We start from the raw sequence: 15296 nt of genomic DNA on the forward strand, positions 1-15296 counted from the left end.
CTTTGGCCTAAATTGAGCTAAAGCATGCCGACGCAAGCCCAGGAGTCGAAGATGGCATTCCCCCGGCGGCGGACCAAGACGTCACCCAGCCTGTTGGCCGAGGCTTTCACCCAACGCAGGCATCGACTCGGACTGACCCAGGCCGACTTGGCTGCACTTGCCGGCGTCGGGCGATCTACCGTGCAATCCATCGAATCGGGAAAGGACTCGATTCAACTGGACGGCGTTCGAGCCGTTGCTGATGCACTGGGCTGCGACATCACCCTCGTCACGCGCGCGGGGGCACCGATCGCGCCCGGTCCATGAGCACCACAGACCTGCGCCAGGTGGACGTCGCGGACGTCTACAAGGCGGACAGATTCGCCGGAACTCTGACGCGCGCAGGCAACAACGTCGAGTTCCGGTACTCGCCCGGATACCTAGACGATCCAGCGTCCGCCGATCTGGCCTGGTCCATCCCGAAATCGTCGGTTGCGAGCATCGCGACCGGCGGTAGTGTGCCGCCATTCTTTGCAGGCCTTCTACCGGAGGGGGCGCGATTGTCCGGCGTGGTCACAGCCGCCAAGACTTCGGAGGACGACCATTTCACAATTCTGCTGGCCGTCGGATCGGACACCGTCGGCGACGTTCGAGTTGTTCCACACGGAGCGCAACTCACCACCACAGTTGCCGCCTTCGACCCACGTGAGCCCAGTCCCGATTTCCGCGCGCTGTTCGACGCTGTAACCGGAGTCGGATCCCTCGACCTCGACGCAACGGCGCTGCCCGGCGTGCAGGGCAAGGTGTCGGCCCAGATGTACTCGACCCCGATCGCGACGACGACCGGCCCGGCGATCCTGAAACTCGCGCCGCCGGCGAGGCTTCCCCTGCTCGTACAGAATGAACACTTCTTCATGAATGCGGCGCGGGCCGCCGGCATCGCCACACCACATACCCGAATCATCCACGATGTCAACGGAATAGCAGCGCTCCTCGTCGAAAGGTTCGACCGGAGCGAAAACCTCCGGATTCCGCAGGAAGACGCGTGCCAAGTGAGTTCGGTCTATCCGGCCGCGAAGTACCGGATGAAGACCGAAGGTGTCGTCCAGACCTTGGCTGGCACCGTCGAACGGGGCGGTGGCTCCGCACGTCAAACAACGCTTCAGCTTTTGCGGCTCACCGCATACTCGTACCTGATCGGCAACGGCGACCTCCACGGTAAGAACTATTCGATTCACCTGAACGAGCGCGGACTCTGGTCGGTGACGCCCGGCTACGACCTCCTCTGCACTCAGCCGTACGCAGGATGGAAGGATCCAATGGCACTGAACCTCTTCGGCCGCGCGAACCGATGGAACCGAGCGCACGTGGTGGAGTCCGCTACTCGACTCGGGCTACCGGAACGAGCTACGCACCGCATGCTCGACGAGGTAATCGGAGGTGTTCGCGCGGCTATGTTGTCGGTGGAATCGATTGGCTTCGACGACCGCGAGACCACGCGGCTCAGCGACTTCGTCACGACTCGATGCCGCGAACTGTCCTCGTAAGCCCTTGACGCCGCAGACCTCGCGTCGTAATCTACAACCAAATGGTTGTAGATGAAGTCAGTGACGCCGACCTCGACCGCCTGTTCCAGGCGTTCGCAGACACCACTCGTCGCGACATCGTGTCGAGGGTTCTCTCCGGAGAGCACTCGGTGTCCGGCCTCGCTGCTCACTACTCCATGAGTTTCGCAGCCGTGCAGAAACACGTTGCGATTTTGGAGCGCGCTTCGGTCGTGACGAAGGAGAAGCGTGGACGGGAGCAGATCGTGCGAATCCACCTGCTGGGCATAGAAAGAGCGCGATCACTGCTGGCCGAGTACGAAAAGATCTGGCGACAGCGCGTCGACCGGATCGCCGACATTCTCGCCGAAGAACAGGGAGACCTTTCATGACTGTCATCAGCACCACGCAGAACCCAGAACAACTGAGTTTCACGATCGTGGCCGAGTTCGACGCGAAAGTCGAACGCGTCTGGCAGATCTGGGAAGACCCCGCCAGCTCGAACGCTGGTGGGGCCCACCCACCTGGCCCGCAACGTTCGAGCTGCACGAGTTCACCCCAGGCGGCAAAGCCAACTACTACATGACCGGTCCCGACGGCGAAAAAGCCCGCGGCTGGTGGGTTTTCACAAAGATCGACGCGACCAACTCACTGGCTTTCAACGACGGTTTCGCCGACGACAACTGGGATCCGGTCGATTCTCTGGGTGTCACACGGGCCGTCGTCACCCTGGAAGACCTCGGCGGCCGGACCAGGATGACGACGTCGTCGAACTTCGACAGTGCCGAGCAGATGCAGAAAATGATCGAGATGGGCATGGAAGAGGGCATGAGCCTCGCGATGGGTCAGATCGACGAGATTCTGCGCTGACGCCACCGCACGGGTCATTCCGCAGGCGGCACTCCCGCCCCCACGGGTCATTCCGCAGGCTGCACTCCCGCCGCACTCCAGATTCCCAGTTCGTTTCCGCTTGGATCAGTGAAATGGAAACGCCGGCCACCAGGGAATTCGTACGGTCCGTTGGTCACCTCTCCACCGGCAGACGTCACTGAGTCGACAGATGCGTCGAGGTTGTCCGAGTAGAGAAGCACGAAGGGTCCGCCGGACAGTGGCGGTTCAGTCGAGAAGGCCAAGCCCCCGACCTCCTCGCCGTCGGCGCCCTTGATTCCGGCGTACTCGGGCCCGTACGCATTGAACTCCCATCCGAACGCATCGGCGTAGAACGCCTGCGCTGCGGCCAGATCGGTGACCGTCAGCTCGATGTAATTCAGTCGATGGTGCTGGTTGGTAGTCATGCCGAAACCCTACCCACGTGAACGAAAATACGTAGTGGGCTATGTATTTTCGTTCACGGGCGCGGAGCCCCTATCGAGCTGACGGTGAACGGCTCCACAGGTTCTCCCCCGCGCTTGTCGAACTGACTGTTGACTACGAGGAGTCGGTCTTCTGTTGCAGCCACGGTGGTCGGGTACGCGAACGACTCGTCGGTGATCTCACCGAGAACACGACCGGTCCGTCCGTCGTCGGACAGATCGACCCGGGAGATGAGCCCGTCCCGGTTGCGCACGACGTAGAGCGTGTCGTCGTCGAGCTCGAGCCCGTCGGCATTCACGAGCGTCTCGCCCCCGAGGTCTACCTGCGTGATCTCCTTCGAGCGCGCGTCGACACGGTACAGATTGCCGGTCGAGGACTGCGCGACCACGAGCGCGTCGTCGTCGACTTCGACGATCCCGTTGGCGTTGAAACCCTCGCCGTAGACAAACGGCGAACCGGTGAAGTCGACGAACGCTTCGAGCGGTCCCTCTTGAGCGCCGTCACGCACCTTATCGGCGGGGATACGGAACAAGGCCGGGCTTCTCGAATCGGTGATGAACGCGTCACCGTTGTCGGCGATGACCACGTCGTTCAAGAAGGTGGCGTCCTCACCGAGTCCGTTGGTGAAGGTTCCGACCAGGGCACCGGAAACGCTGTCGTAGACCCACACCTTTCCGGTCGCGCCGCCTGCGATGACGAGCCGGTTCACGTCGTCGACGTCGTTGTCATCCCCGTCGTCGTCGCCGTCGGTCACGTCGATGCCGGCCGCACCGATCCGGCCGTCTGCCCCGCCGGGCAGGAACACCTGCAGCTCTGGTGTCCCGAGCGTCCCGCGGAACACTGTGCCGTCTCCGGTGGCTGTCACGTAGAACGTCTCGTCGTCGGCGGTGATGCCTTCGGGAAACACGCCCGTGCCGGGCAGCGTGTAGATATCGGCAGTCGACGCCGGGGCGGAGGACGCCTGCGTGCTCGGCGAGCTGCTGGTCGGGGCACCGGTGGTACTGGACTCGGAGGAACTGCATGCGCCGACGAGCAGCGCGGCGGTGGCGAGGGCAGGGACGGCGAGGAGTGCGCGATTCACACTCACCAGTGTTCCATATGTCCGAATATGCTCGGCGGAAGTCGAATCGGCGGGCCTACTGCCGGCCTTCAACCCCGAGCGGACGCACCTGCCGTAATCGTCCGTACAGCACCGATGGCACCGTGATCCTGAAGCGCACGCTTCGCTCGCTGATAGGCACCACGCAGCCGAGGACTCGACGCCATAGCCCCGAACAGCGCGGGATTGTCGAGGAACTGCCCCGGATTGTCATGATCGGTCCAGGACAGTCGACGTAAGTGCTCGGCCTCTCCATCGATCATCGCCACATCGCCGCGCTCGTAGACACCACACCAAGCTGCAAGAGCAAGTGCTGCATGCTCGATCGAATCGTCCCGCGCAAGTCGGTCTCGAACCACCGGTAGTACGAACTTAGGGATTCGGGCCGAGGCGTCGACGATCTGTCGTTCGAGAGTATCGGCCACCGCGAGGCTGGAAAAGCGCGCGAGTAGCTGATCGATGTACTGCGAGATGTCTATCCCTGGCACCTCCGCCAGCGTGGGCGCCGCTTCGTTTCGCATGTACGACTCGACGAAGGCTCCCAGGTCTGGGTCGGCCAGAACCTCGTGAACGTAGGTGTACCCGGCGAGAATACCCAGGTAGCTCATGACCTGGTGCGACGCATTGAGCAAGCGCAATTTCATGTTCTCGTACGGCACCACATCGGCGACGAGTTGGACTCCGACGTCACCGAAAGGCGGCCGTCCGAACGAGAAGGTGTCTTCGAGTACCCACTGTGTGAACGATTCGGAGCGTACCGGCCACTGGTCGACGATGCCGACACTGTCGCGAACCGCATCGAGCACATCGGAAGTGGTTGCGGGAGTTATACGGTCGACCATCGAGCTTGGAAACGCAACCTCGGTGTCGATCCAGGCGGCGAGATCGGCGTCATGATGTCTGGCGAACGCAGTAAGTGCCGTCCGCGCAACAACACCGTTGTGGGAGATGTTGTCGCAGGACATCACCGTGAACGGTGGGATGCCGCGGTTACGCCGCAGTCCGAGGGCTACGGTCAGAAATCCGAACACGCTCGACGGTACCGACAGATCCAACAGGTCGTGCAGCACTGCTTCGTCTTTCGGCTCGAACGCACCGGTCGCATCGTTGACGCCGTATCCCGCTTCGGTGATGGTCAGAGACACGATCATCGTCGACGGACAGCTGAGCAACTCCACCACACCTACCGGATCATCGGGGGCGTAGACGAAGTCAGCGATCGAACCGACGATTCGCGCATCGCGGTTCCCCTCGGGATCTACGGTCACCACCGTGTAGAGGTGGTCCTGGGCTTCCAACACGTCGGCGATCCTGCGATCGCCCGGCAGTACGCCTACTCCGCAGATCGCCCAGTCCAGGTTGCCATTGTTCAGTAGCTGCTCGACGTAGACGGCCTGATGCGATCGATGGAATGCTCCGACTCCGAAATGAACTATCCCGCAGTGTAGCTCGTCGAATGCGTAAGCAGGTCGCGAGACCTCCGATCCGATCTCACCCAGCGTGCTGCGTCGCAAATCGAACATGTCCGTTCCTACCTCGATGGTGGCGCCTCGATGGTGACAGTTGGTGAGCGGTGGCGCTCCCGGGCATCACTGCCGCCAGGAGCACCACCGCAGTATCGGGGATCAGCAGGCGGATTTGTAGACGTACTGGGCGCCGTCACCGTCGATGTTCTCGGCGGTGATCACGTGGAAACCGGTCGAGATCTCAGCGGTCACAGGCTTGTCGTTCAGGGCAGCCATTGCCTGCTCGACTCCATCGGTGCCGATGGTGTCCGGCTGCTGCGCAATGAGTGCCTGCACTGTGCCCTCACGGAGCTGCTTGACCTGCGCGGGGCCTGCGTCGAAGCCGACGATCTTGACCTGGTCCTGCTTGCCGGCCTGTCGCACGCCGGTTGCCGTGCCCTCGGCAGCGAACGTGTTGGTCGCGAAGATTCCGATGATGTCGGGATCCTTCGACAGCGCGGCGGAGACCAGACGAGCGGCTTCGGCCGGATCGTTGTGGCTGTATTGAACTCCGAGGTATTCGAACGCCGAATTGGCATCCGCAGCTTCCTCGAATCCTGCAACGCGCGCATCTGTGGTGGAGACACCCGGATCGGTCGAGATGACGAGAATCTTGCCGCCCGACGGGTTGAGACCCTCGATAGCGTTGAACGCTTCGGCGCCGCCACCCTTGTTGTCCGACGAGATGGCCGAGACAGCAATCGACGGATCGTCGATAGTGGTGTCGACGAGGACCACCTTGATACCGGCATTCGCGGCTGCGGCGAGCGGGGCTTGCATGGCGGCCACGTCGGTCGGCGCGATGAGAATCGCCGAAGGGCGTGACGCCACAACGGAGTCCACGATCGGCTTCTGCAGCGTCGGATCGAACTTCACCGGTCCCTGGACGTCGACGGTGACGCCGGCTTCCTGAGCGGCGGCTTCGATTCCGCACTGCATGCTGATGTAGAACTCATCGCCGCTGACGCCTTGGATGAACGCGATCTTGTTGCTGTCACCGCCCGAGTCGGACGAACAACCCGCGAGGAACATTGCAGAGACGGAAGCGACACTCAGTGCAACGACAGTGGTGCGTGATGTGAACATGGTCGACTCTCTTGTATGGGATGAGGTGAGCTACGAGGAGGTAGAACTAAGGACTTCGGGACCAGAGTTTTCGGAGGGAGCTCGTCGATTGGCCGCGGCTAGCCGCATCTCGACGACGCTGGTCGAAGTAGACGGCTGCGATCAGAACCGCGCCGACTGCGACCTGCTGCCAGAAGGGCTGAACGCCGACGATCACGAAGCCGTTCTGGAGGACGGCGGGGATGAACAATCCGACCACGGTGCCGAACATGGTGCCGATTCCACCGAAAAGGCTTGTGCCGCCGATGACGACGGCTGCGATCACGTTGAGGTTGGTCTGCGATTGACCGGCGATGGCTGTGGTTCCGTACTGCGACAGCGACAGGATGCCTGCGAGTCCGGCGAGGGCACCGGAGAGAGCGTAGATCTTGACCAGGTGCATGTCCACCTTGATTCCGACCCGCCGCGCGGACTGCTCCTTGGAACCCACGGCGAACGTGTACAGGCCGAACTTGGTGCGGTGCAAAATGATTCCGAAGACGACCACGAGAACAAGAGCGATGCTGGAGATCAGCGGGATCGTCGTGGCGGGTAGGTTGCCGTATCCGATCGTGTCGACCAGCACGGGTGGAACGTCACGGATATCGACGCCACCGGTGATGACCTGCGACAGTCCGAGCGCACCGCCGAGAGTACCCAAGGTGACGATCAGCGGGGGCACTTTCGCCTTTCCGATGAGAAATCCGTTCAGCAATCCCCAAGCGAGACCGCACAATACGGACACGACGATGCCGATCGCTGCAACGCCCCAACCGTCTCCGCCGATGGCGGCCATAGTCTTGGCGGCAACGACACCGGAGAACACAAGTACCGAACCGACAGAGAGGTCGATACCGCTCGTGACGATCACGAACGTCATCCCGATGCCGAGCACGGCCAGGATGGAGACGTTCTGGATGATCTGGCGGATGTTGCCCCACTCGGGGAAGCTCCCAGGTGCCATGATCGAGAACACGATGAAGATCGCTGCCAGCACCAGCACGATCTGAAATACCTGGATTCGCGCAAGCTTGCCGAGAGATTCGACTAGATCGAACGAGTGTCGTGAGGGCTTCTCGCTCGGCGGCAACGGCTCGAGGGATGGGGAAATCGTCTGACTCATCGTGATGCTCCAGTAGTTGCGCCGGTCATCGCACCGACGAGTTCTTCCATGGTGGTGTTCTTGGCGTCCAGGGTTGCCACTCGTTTGCCCATCCGCAGCACCTGGACTCGGTCGGCAACCTCGATCACATGCGGCATCGAGTGACTGATGAAGACAACAGCCACTCCCCTGTCCGCAACTCGGCGGATGGTGTCGAGTACGTTACGGGTCTGCACCACCCCAAGCGCTGCAGTCGGTTCATCGAGGAAGACAACGCCTTTCGCCCACGCGACGGCGCGAGCAATCGCTATGGCCTGTTGCTGGCCACCGGACATCGACCCGACCGGCACCGACAAACTCCGCACGGTTGCACCAAGTTCGTCGAGCGCGTCCTGGGATTGCTTGCGCATGGTCGCGACATCGAGGAATCCGAGACTCCCCAGCACACCCTTCGCCGGCAGTTCGCGCCCGAGGAACATGTTCTGCTGCGCGTTGAGGTGAGGCGCAAGTGCCAGATCCTGGAATACGGTTTCGATACCGAGATCTGCTGCAGCGGTGGGGCTGCCCAGGTCGACTTCGGTGCCGTTGAAGAGGATCGAACCGCTGTCGAGCGCGAGGGCCCCCGACAGCGCCTTGACCATAGTCGACTTGCCCGCACCGTTGTCTCCGATGAGCGCGACGACCTCACCGGGGAAGATGTCGAAATCTGCGTCGTCGAGGGCTCGGACGTTTCCGAAGCTACGCGACAACCCCCTCGCTTCGAGGATCGGTGTCGCAGCTGGTGCAACGCTTGTCATGAGTACTCCTTGATTGACCGAGATGATTCGACGTATTGGTGGGGCGATGCAATTGGGCTTCCCAGTCCGGGGAGGGTCACTGCGAGTCCCCGTCCGGGGAGGGCCGATCAGGAACGACGACGATCAGATCGGCGCGTGACCTGGCGCCGAGGCTGAAGTCGGAATTGGGGAGGTCGACCGTCTCGGTCCACCGCTGTGCGTCGGCAAGCGACTTACCATGTCCACGTTGGCGATCGATCAGTCTCCGCGCCCGTACATCCTCGGCGACGTCGAGGTACCACACCTCATCGAGCGACGGAACGACGTTCTCCCAACCACCGTCCGGCATCAAGAGGTAGTTGCCCTCGGTGACGACGAGTGGGGTCGTTCGAGAAACGGCGATTGCGGACCCGATCGACTGCTCCAGGTCGCGATCGAACCTCGGGGCGTAGATCACATCAGTGCGCTGGTCCCGAAGTCGTTGCAGCAGAGCCGCATACCCGTCGACATCGAAAGTATCAGGCGCACCCTTACGATCCCGGCGGGACATCCTGATCAACTCCTCGTTGCTCAGGTGAAATCCATCCATCCCTACCACTACGGAATCGACACCCAGCGCGTCGTCGAGTGCTGCGCACACCGTGGACTTACCCGATCCGGGAGGGCCCGTAATGCCGAGCAGACGCCTCTGTCCACCGGAGACGATCGTCCGCGCACGAGCCACGAGATCGGAGATCATCCGATCGAAGGACTCTGGCCGGTACACCGGCCGATCGCTAGTCACTTGCATGTTCCATCTTTCGCCGACGCCCGCGCACTGCATCCACGAAAGGTGGGCTGCGGTGCCGCCGATCCCCGTGTCGAGGTTCGCTGTTCTAGCAGTGTGACCCACACAACTCCACTTGTCACGTGTTTCGCCAGAATTCATGTCACCGGTGACATGACGACGGCGTCGGTTTTCACCGCAATGTCCACCCCAGCCCTGACCCATCCGTTCACAGACCCGTCTTCAGCTGGGCAAACAACCGGAATCGATCGTTTGCGAGCGCCCGAACAAGTCGCTGCGGTACGGTTCATGACACCGATGACATCAAGCGATTTCATGCCGCCTGTGACATCGATGACATGATCAGTACGAACAGAAAAGGCAGACCCTCATGGCACAGTTCGACGGCCGAACGATCTTGGTGACAGGCGCCAGCGGGGGCATCGGCTCCGCGACGGTACGAAGGCTGGTTGCCGACGGCGCAGACGTGATCGCGGCAGGCCAATCCGTGGACGCGCTCGACAAGTTGGCCGCTGAGACCGGGGTGCGCACACTCCCGTTCGACCTCACCTCCGAGGACAGCGTCAAGGCGGCTGTCGAGGGGCTCGAACTGTACGGCGTGGTCAACTGTGCAGGCTTCGGCGGGGAAATCGCCACACCTCAGGACACCGACATCTCGGTGTTCGACAAAGTCATCAGCATCAACGCCCGCGGCAGCCTACTCGTCATCAAGTACGCCGCACCGGCGATGATCGCGGCCGGGACGGGATCCATCGTCAACGTCTCGAGCCAGGCCAGCCTCGTCGCGCTGACCGGCCACATCTCCTACGGCTCGTCCAAGGCTGCGCTCGACAACATCACGCGCGTCGCAGCACTCGAACTAGGCCCACACGGAATCCGCGTCAACGGCGTCAACCCGACCGTCGTCATGACGGAGATGTCGGCGTTCTACTGGGGACGCCCCGAGATCGAAGAACCGTTCCTCCAGCAGATGCCGCTCGGCCGCTGGGCGACCGAGGACGAGATCGCAGCGCCCATTTCGTTCCTGTTGAGCGATGATGCTTCCATGATCACCGGGGTGTCGTTGCCGGTGGACGGTGGCTACACCAGCCGATGACGAGCAGACAGGGGTAGGACCATGACCACCATGCAGGATGTCGCCGCCCTGGCCAAGGTCAGCGCGAAGACCGTCTCACGTGTGTACAACAACGATCCGCACGTGGATCCGGATACTCGCGCGCGCGTCACCGATGCCCTCGAGTCGCTCAACTACGTTCCGAACACGATGGCGACGTCGTTCCGCACCGGACAGTCCGCTGCGGTCGGCGTCGCCGTGCCCGATATCGACGATCCGTTCTTCTCTTCCATCGCGCGAGCGGTCGAGGACCGAGCGCGGGTCGACGGCATGGCCGTCCTCGTGACCAGCCTCGGCCACGACGGCAGCCAGGAACAGGCGCTGGTCGAGTCACTGTTGCGCAGGCAGCTGAGCGGCCTGATCATCGCCCCGACCGGGAACGATCACGGGTATCTGGAACGGTGGATCGACAGAACACCGACGGTGTTCGTCGACCGCGCACCGGACGGCCTCAAAACCGACAGCTTCGTCGACGACGATCATGGTGGAGCTGTGCTCGCGGTCGCTCATCTTCTCGATCTGGGGCACACGCGTATCGCGATCATCGGCGACAGCGCAGGCATTCCCACGAGCCGGAACCGATTGGACGGCTACCGAGAAGCGCTGGCTTCTCGCGGCATCGCGTTCGACGACGCCCTGGTGGCGCTCGGCGTGCAGAATCGCGACGACGCCGGCTCGGCATTGGCTGAGCTGATGGCGCTCGGGACTCCGCCGACAGCGCTGTTCCTATCGAACGCCCGCGTGTCGATGGCGTGCGTACCGGTACTGCAGCAGATGAACCTCTTGCACCTGGCGTTCGTCGGATTCGGTGATTTTCCGCTCGCCGACGCTGTGCGGCCCCCGGTGACAGTGATCGATCAGAATCCCGCCGAGCTCGGACGGCTCGCGATCGAAAGACTGCTCGGACGCATCGAGTATCCTTCCAAACGCTATCGGCGACGCAATATCCTTGGCGTCGAACTTGTCGTACGCGAATCATGCTCGCCCAAAAGCGATTACACTATTACCTGAGCTGCGAAAGCACGCATTCGACCTGCGTGTCCGTCGACAAGGACGCATCGACGCGCACGTGTGGAACCTTCGGGCGCGGTACAGGCACGTCGATAGGCCGGTGCAGATCGCGCGACGCTTGCCGCTGGGCACGCCTACTCGCGAGAAGCTCGGGCGAGCCGTCGACGTAGACCACGAGAGTCTGAGCGGGCGCCAGACCACGCGTCAGCTCGTCCCATTCCGGTCCTGCCGTAAGTTCACGAGTGAACGGCGCGACAAGCACCGGCCGCTGTCCCAGGCTGACCAAATCTGCTGCAGCCGAACGGAGTACGCCGTAACGGCCTTCTCTGATCGCCTCCGAGTGCGGACCCGCACTGTTCCAGTGCGGACCGTCGATCAACGGATCGAGTCGATCCAGCAGCGGATTGGTCAGGGAGTCGAGGTCCAGTAGTGCGACCGAAAATATCTGTGCCAGTTGCTTTCCGAGCGTCGTTTTGCCACTGCCGGCAGCCCCCGCCACGATGAGCACGGGCCTGACTTCTCGATCATTTTCGGGAGCGCCTTGACAGGAACGAGTCATAGTGTGAATCATACAAGACAACGTTGTCTCACCACCACAGTTCGCCATCGAACCGATCCAATCGAGAGTTCCCGTGACCGAGCGTGCAAGCATCAAAGACGTCGCCGCATTGGCAGGCGTCAGCTTCAAGACGGTCTCCCGCGTCGTCAACGGGGTGGACACCGTTCTCCCCGAATTACGCGAGCGCGTCGAAGCTGCGGTGCAGACGCTGAATTACGTGCCCAATTCCGCGGCTCGGTCGCTCAAGTCCGGGTCGGGCAACACGATCGGCATCGTTGTCGACTCCATCGACGACGTGTTCTTCGCGTCGCTGGTCAGCGCAGTCGAGGACCGCGCACTCGAACACGGCCTAGCCGTCATCGTGGGTAGCACCGGCTTCGATCCGCAGCGCGAACGGGACCAGCTGGCATTGCTCGCCGGCCAGCACGTCCGCGGAATCATTCTGGCGCCGGTGGGCGATCACAGCGACTTCCTCGTACCGCGGCGTCGAACGTTGCCGACCGTCACCATCGACCGTTCGATCACCGGTTTCGACTCGGTGATCGTCGACGATTACGGCGCCGCCCGACAAGCGGTGGAGAAACTCGTCGAGTCGGGCCACACCTCGATCGCGCTCATCGGGTTCGACGACCGGCTACAGACTGCACGACGCAGACGCGAGGCATACCTCGACGTTCTGAAAGACAACGGGGTGAAGTCGACCGCGTCCTTCGTGCCGCAGGTCTCCCACTCCGTCGGTGCAGTGCGGGCTGTGATCGAGAAGTTGTTGGCCGCCAAACGTCCTCCCACTGCTCTGTTCGTCGCCAATGCCAGGCACGCGACCGCCGTCGTCTCGGTCCTGCACGCCATCGGCCGCACCGAAGTCGCGATGGTGTCGTTCGGCAATTTCTCCCTGGCCGACGCCGTGAATCCGGCCGTGACGTGCATCGACCAAGATCCGTACCGCATCGGCAATCTTGCCTTCGACCGGCTCGTCCGGCGGTTCGAGGACCCGTACCTCGAACCGGAGGAACAGATCGCGCCGACAGTTCTGAAGGAACGACTCTCTCACGCACTCCCCCCGACTCCCTAGAAAAGAGACCACGTCCGTGAATTCCAGACTTGTTGCGGGACTTGACCTCGGGAGCACCGGCGTCAAAATACTCGTGACCGACGAGACCGGCGCCGAACTGCTCATCGAGCAACGCCCGACGCCGTGGCGTCACGGCCCGGGCGGGACCACCGACCTCGCGGCTGCGGATCTGCTCGCGACGATCGAGGACCTGTTCGACGCCGTAGCGCGCCGATTGCCCGAGGAAACAGGTGATTCCGCGGCGCGCATCTCCGCCATAGCCGTCTCGGGCATGGGTGAAACGGGATTCCTTCTACAGCAAGACAACGTTGTCTCGGTGCCCGCCTTTGCCTGGTTCGATCCTCGGGGTCAGCGGCAGGTCGACGCCCTCCCTCTGCATCTGCGTGACGAGTTCGCCGGCCGAACCGGACTTCCCGTCGGAGTTCAGGTGTCCGTCGTCAAGATCCTGCACCTACGCGACAACGGACTCGACCTGACCGGACTACGGTGGTTCAACCTGCCGGAGTTCGTGGTCCTCTCACTCGGCGGCCGGGCAGTCGCGGACTATTCACTGAGCTCACGCACCGGCCTTCTCGATCAGGACACCGGAGAGCCGTGGGCGGAGATGCTCGCCTATCTGGGCGTCGGCGCAGAATTTCTGCCACCGCTGACGGACGCAGGAACCGATCTCGGAACTGCCTACTCCCCCACGCTTCCCGACGCAATAGCCGGTGCCCGCCTCACCGTCGCAGGTCACGATCATCTGGTCTCCGCAGTGTCCGGTGGAGCGATCGGACACGACCGCTATCACGTGTCGATGGGAACTGCGGAAGTCCTGCTTCGAGTTCTCGACGAACCGCTCTCCCCCGCTGCACGCACTCGTTTGGCAGATCATCTGATCAATTCCGTGAGACACGTGGTTCCAGGGCAGCACGTCCTCGTGGCCGGGGTGAAAACCGGCCTGTTGATGCGAAGAGCGTTGCAGCTCTGCGACATCAGTGATCGAACCGGACGCGACTTGCTCGACCGACGCGTCTCGGCGCTCGGTTCGGACGGTTCGGTCAGTGAGGGCGGCATCGAGATTCACGGTGCCCGCAACGACGACGGCGTTCTGTCCATCACACTGCGGACCGACGGGGTGGATTCGGCGGAGCTGTTCCGTGCGATTCTCCTGCACGGAAACGACGAAATCGCCCGGCTGATCGAGGCTCTCGACGCCGAGGTGCCCGCCGCTCGGAGCACGCTGCTCACCGGCGGTTGGGCCGGGATGACGAGCGTTCGAGACGCACGGTCCGAGGTACTGCCGGACGTCAGCGTGTCGACCAGGTCTCAGGACACTGCATTCGGCGCAGCGCTCTTCGCTGCGCGACTGCTCACGCTCATCGAGATATGAGCCCACATTTCTGCACTGAGACAACGTTGTCTTCGTGCGTTGGAATCCATTACAACAACAGGAGAAGATCATGAACGAGCTCACCACCCTCGAACGCCGCGGAATGGCCTCCATCTCCACGCCCGAAGGCAACATGCTCATCGTCGCGGGCGATCAGCGCAACGGCATGAAGGCAGTCATGACCGACGCGCCGGACGGACCGGGCTCGGTCACGTTCGAGCAGCTCGCCGACGCCAAGGCCGACCTGGTTCGCTATCTCGGCAACTACGCGCCTGCAATCCTGCTCGACCCTGAAGTCGCGCTGCCGAAGATCGTCGACGACGCCACCCTCTCGCGGAACACAGCGCTCGTCGTCGGCATGGATGCGTCAGGCTTCGAAGAGACCGGCGGCCTGCGCTACACCCGCTACGTCGACGGCGTGACTCCCCGCGTGGTACGTGACCTCGGTGGCGACGTCGCAAAGATGCTCTTCTACATGCGCCCGGACAAGCAGGGCGCAGATTCTCGCGTGGCCGAGGAGATCCGCGAAATCGTCAAGGCATGCTCGTCGGAGGGTTTGCTTCTCATCGTCGAGATTCTGACCTACAAGCTCGACGGCGAGTCCGACGAGGACTACAAAGCTGGTTTCGGCAAGCTGATTGCAGACTCGGCTCGTATCTCGGTCGAGTGCGGCGCCAAGGTTCTCAAGCTCCCGTACCCGGGTTCGGCGGAAGCCTGCACGGCCGTCACCGGAGCGGCACAGGGCGTTCCGTGGGCAGTGCTGTCCGCGGGCGTCGACCACGAGACGTTCATCGAGCAGGTCCGCACCGCCGTGGCCAACGGTGCGAGCGGCGCGATGGCGGGTCGCTCACTGTGGAAGGACAGCATGGCTGTCTCCGCCGAGACCCGTGAAGATCTTCTCACCAACCGGGCATTGCCCCGGCTGAAAGAACTTGCGGTAGCGGTCAATTCCTGACGC

Annotated in this window: 16 protein-coding genes and 1 pseudogene; 9 read left to right on the forward strand and 8 right to left on the reverse strand. The window is 62.5% G+C overall.

Features of this window, described 5'->3' with window-relative positions; all coding sequences use genetic code 11:
- The first annotated feature begins 51 nt into the window (after positions 1–51).
- From D8W71_RS21675 to D8W71_RS21690, 4 genes and pseudogenes are all read left to right on the forward strand, one after another.
- The gene (locus D8W71_RS21675) at positions 52–306 is read left to right on the forward strand and encodes a helix-turn-helix domain-containing protein (protein WP_121119741.1); all 255 of its coding nucleotides are present in this window, start codon (positions 52–54) and stop codon (positions 304–306) included.
- A complete protein-coding gene (locus D8W71_RS21680) occupies positions 303–1526 on the forward strand; it encodes a type II toxin-antitoxin system HipA family toxin (protein ID WP_121116448.1) in 1224 nt (407 codons plus the stop codon). Before D8W71_RS21675 ends, D8W71_RS21680 begins: the two co-directional genes overlap by 4 nt.
- 41 nt (positions 1527–1567) lie before the next feature.
- Positions 1568–1915 (forward strand): ArsR/SmtB family transcription factor, encoded by a 348-nt coding sequence (locus tag D8W71_RS21685; RefSeq protein WP_121116450.1) that lies wholly within the window; start codon positions 1568–1570, stop codon positions 1913–1915.
- Positions 1912–2393 (forward strand): annotated as a pseudogene (locus D8W71_RS21690) (SRPBCC family protein). The gene D8W71_RS21685 and the pseudogene D8W71_RS21690 overlap by 4 nt, the downstream one beginning before the upstream one ends.
- Positions 2394–2440: 47 nt before the next feature.
- On the opposite strand, the gene D8W71_RS21695 reads toward D8W71_RS21690, so the two are convergent.
- The 7 genes from D8W71_RS21695 to D8W71_RS21725 form a co-directional block, all read right to left on the reverse strand.
- Entirely contained in the window at positions 2441–2818 is a 378-nt protein-coding gene (locus D8W71_RS21695; RefSeq protein ID WP_121116452.1) for a VOC family protein, read from the reverse strand.
- 53 nt (positions 2819–2871) lie between these two features.
- Complete coding sequence (locus D8W71_RS21700; RefSeq protein WP_121119743.1) at positions 2872–3918, reverse strand: SMP-30/gluconolactonase/LRE family protein; 1047 nt, start codon at positions 3916–3918, stop codon at positions 2872–2874.
- 68 nt (positions 3919–3986) lie between these two features.
- Complete coding sequence (locus D8W71_RS21705; protein WP_121116454.1) at positions 3987–5459, reverse strand: mannitol dehydrogenase family protein; 1473 nt, start codon at positions 5457–5459, stop codon at positions 3987–3989.
- Between the two features lie 102 nt (positions 5460–5561).
- On the reverse strand, positions 5562–6527 hold the full coding sequence (locus tag D8W71_RS21710) for an ABC transporter substrate-binding protein (protein ID WP_121116456.1): 966 nt from the start codon (positions 6525–6527) through the stop codon (positions 5562–5564).
- Positions 6528–6573: 46 nt separating this feature from the next.
- Positions 6574–7668 (reverse strand): ABC transporter permease, encoded by a 1095-nt coding sequence (locus tag D8W71_RS21715; RefSeq protein WP_121116458.1) that lies wholly within the window; start codon positions 7666–7668, stop codon positions 6574–6576.
- Positions 7665–8444 carry an ATP-binding cassette domain-containing protein gene (locus tag D8W71_RS21720; protein WP_121116460.1) on the reverse strand — a complete coding sequence of 260 codons (780 nt, stop codon included), beginning with the start codon at positions 8442–8444 and terminating at the stop codon, positions 7665–7667. Before D8W71_RS21720 ends, D8W71_RS21715 begins: the two co-directional genes overlap by 4 nt.
- A 76-nt stretch (positions 8445–8520) precedes the next feature.
- Positions 8521–9207, reverse strand: coding sequence for a nucleoside/nucleotide kinase family protein (locus D8W71_RS21725; protein ID WP_236077551.1), 687 nt, complete (start codon positions 9205–9207; stop codon positions 8521–8523).
- A 373-nt stretch (positions 9208–9580) separates the two neighbouring features.
- Here D8W71_RS21725 and D8W71_RS21735 point away from each other — a divergent pair, with 373 nt between their 5' ends.
- Entirely contained in the window at positions 9581–10306 is a 726-nt protein-coding gene (locus tag D8W71_RS21735) for an SDR family oxidoreductase (protein WP_121116464.1), read from the forward strand.
- Between the two features lie 21 nt (positions 10307–10327).
- Entirely contained in the window at positions 10328–11335 is a 1008-nt protein-coding gene (locus D8W71_RS21740) for a LacI family DNA-binding transcriptional regulator (RefSeq protein WP_121116466.1), read from the forward strand.
- Here the strand turns inward: D8W71_RS21740 and D8W71_RS21745 are convergent.
- On the reverse strand, positions 11328–11894 hold the full coding sequence (locus D8W71_RS21745; RefSeq protein ID WP_161965486.1) for an AAA family ATPase: 567 nt from the start codon (positions 11892–11894) through the stop codon (positions 11328–11330). The two genes, D8W71_RS21740 and D8W71_RS21745, sit on opposite strands and share 8 nt — an antisense overlap.
- A 73-nt stretch (positions 11895–11967) precedes the next feature.
- Here D8W71_RS21745 and D8W71_RS21750 point away from each other — a divergent pair, with 73 nt between their 5' ends.
- The 3 genes from D8W71_RS21750 to D8W71_RS21760 all read left to right on the forward strand — a co-directional run bounded on the left by D8W71_RS21750 (position 11968) and on the right by D8W71_RS21760 (position 15293).
- A complete protein-coding gene (locus tag D8W71_RS21750) occupies positions 11968–12966 on the forward strand; it encodes a LacI family DNA-binding transcriptional regulator (RefSeq protein ID WP_121116468.1) in 999 nt (332 codons plus the stop codon).
- A gap of 16 nt (positions 12967–12982) precedes the next feature.
- On the forward strand, positions 12983–14338 hold the full coding sequence (locus D8W71_RS21755; RefSeq protein ID WP_121116470.1) for an FGGY-family carbohydrate kinase: 1356 nt from the start codon (positions 12983–12985) through the stop codon (positions 14336–14338).
- Positions 14339–14408: 70 nt separating this feature from the next.
- Positions 14409–15293 (forward strand): tagatose-bisphosphate aldolase, encoded by an 885-nt coding sequence (locus tag D8W71_RS21760; RefSeq protein WP_121116472.1) that lies wholly within the window; start codon positions 14409–14411, stop codon positions 15291–15293.
- The last annotated feature ends 3 nt before the right edge of the window (positions 15294–15296 follow it).

Origin of the sequence: Rhodococcus sp. P1Y, from assembly GCF_003641205.1 — a bacterium.
GTDB lineage: Bacteria > Actinomycetota > Actinomycetes > Mycobacteriales > Mycobacteriaceae > Rhodococcoides.

Excerpts from the sequence above, each read along its gene's own strand:
- D8W71_RS21735 (WP_121116464.1), top strand. The coding sequence starts at position 9,581 with ATGGCACAGTTCGACGGCCGAACGATCTTGGTGACAGGCGCCAGCGGG.
- D8W71_RS21760 (WP_121116472.1), top strand. The coding sequence starts at position 14,409 with ATGAACGAGCTCACCACCCTCGAACGCCGCGGAATGGCCTCCATCTCC.
- D8W71_RS21680 (WP_121116448.1), top strand. The coding sequence starts at position 303 with ATGAGCACCACAGACCTGCGCCAGGTGGACGTCGCGGACGTCTACAAG.
- D8W71_RS21745 (WP_161965486.1), bottom strand. The coding sequence starts at position 11,894 with ATGACTCGTTCCTGTCAAGGCGCTCCCGAAAATGATCGAGAAGTCAGG.
- D8W71_RS21685 (WP_121116450.1), top strand. The coding sequence starts at position 1,568 with ATGGTTGTAGATGAAGTCAGTGACGCCGACCTCGACCGCCTGTTCCAG.
- D8W71_RS21720 (WP_121116460.1), bottom strand. The coding sequence starts at position 8,444 with ATGACAAGCGTTGCACCAGCTGCGACACCGATCCTCGAAGCGAGGGGG.
- D8W71_RS21740 (WP_121116466.1), top strand. The coding sequence starts at position 10,328 with ATGACCACCATGCAGGATGTCGCCGCCCTGGCCAAGGTCAGCGCGAAG.
- D8W71_RS21695 (WP_121116452.1), bottom strand. The coding sequence starts at position 2,818 with ATGACTACCAACCAGCACCATCGACTGAATTACATCGAGCTGACGGTC.
- D8W71_RS21715 (WP_121116458.1), bottom strand. The coding sequence starts at position 7,668 with ATGAGTCAGACGATTTCCCCATCCCTCGAGCCGTTGCCGCCGAGCGAG.
- D8W71_RS21675 (WP_121119741.1), top strand. The coding sequence starts at position 52 with ATGGCATTCCCCCGGCGGCGGACCAAGACGTCACCCAGCCTGTTGGCC.
- D8W71_RS21710 (WP_121116456.1), bottom strand. The coding sequence starts at position 6,527 with ATGTTCACATCACGCACCACTGTCGTTGCACTGAGTGTCGCTTCCGTC.
- D8W71_RS21705 (WP_121116454.1), bottom strand. The coding sequence starts at position 5,459 with ATGTTCGATTTGCGACGCAGCACGCTGGGTGAGATCGGATCGGAGGTC.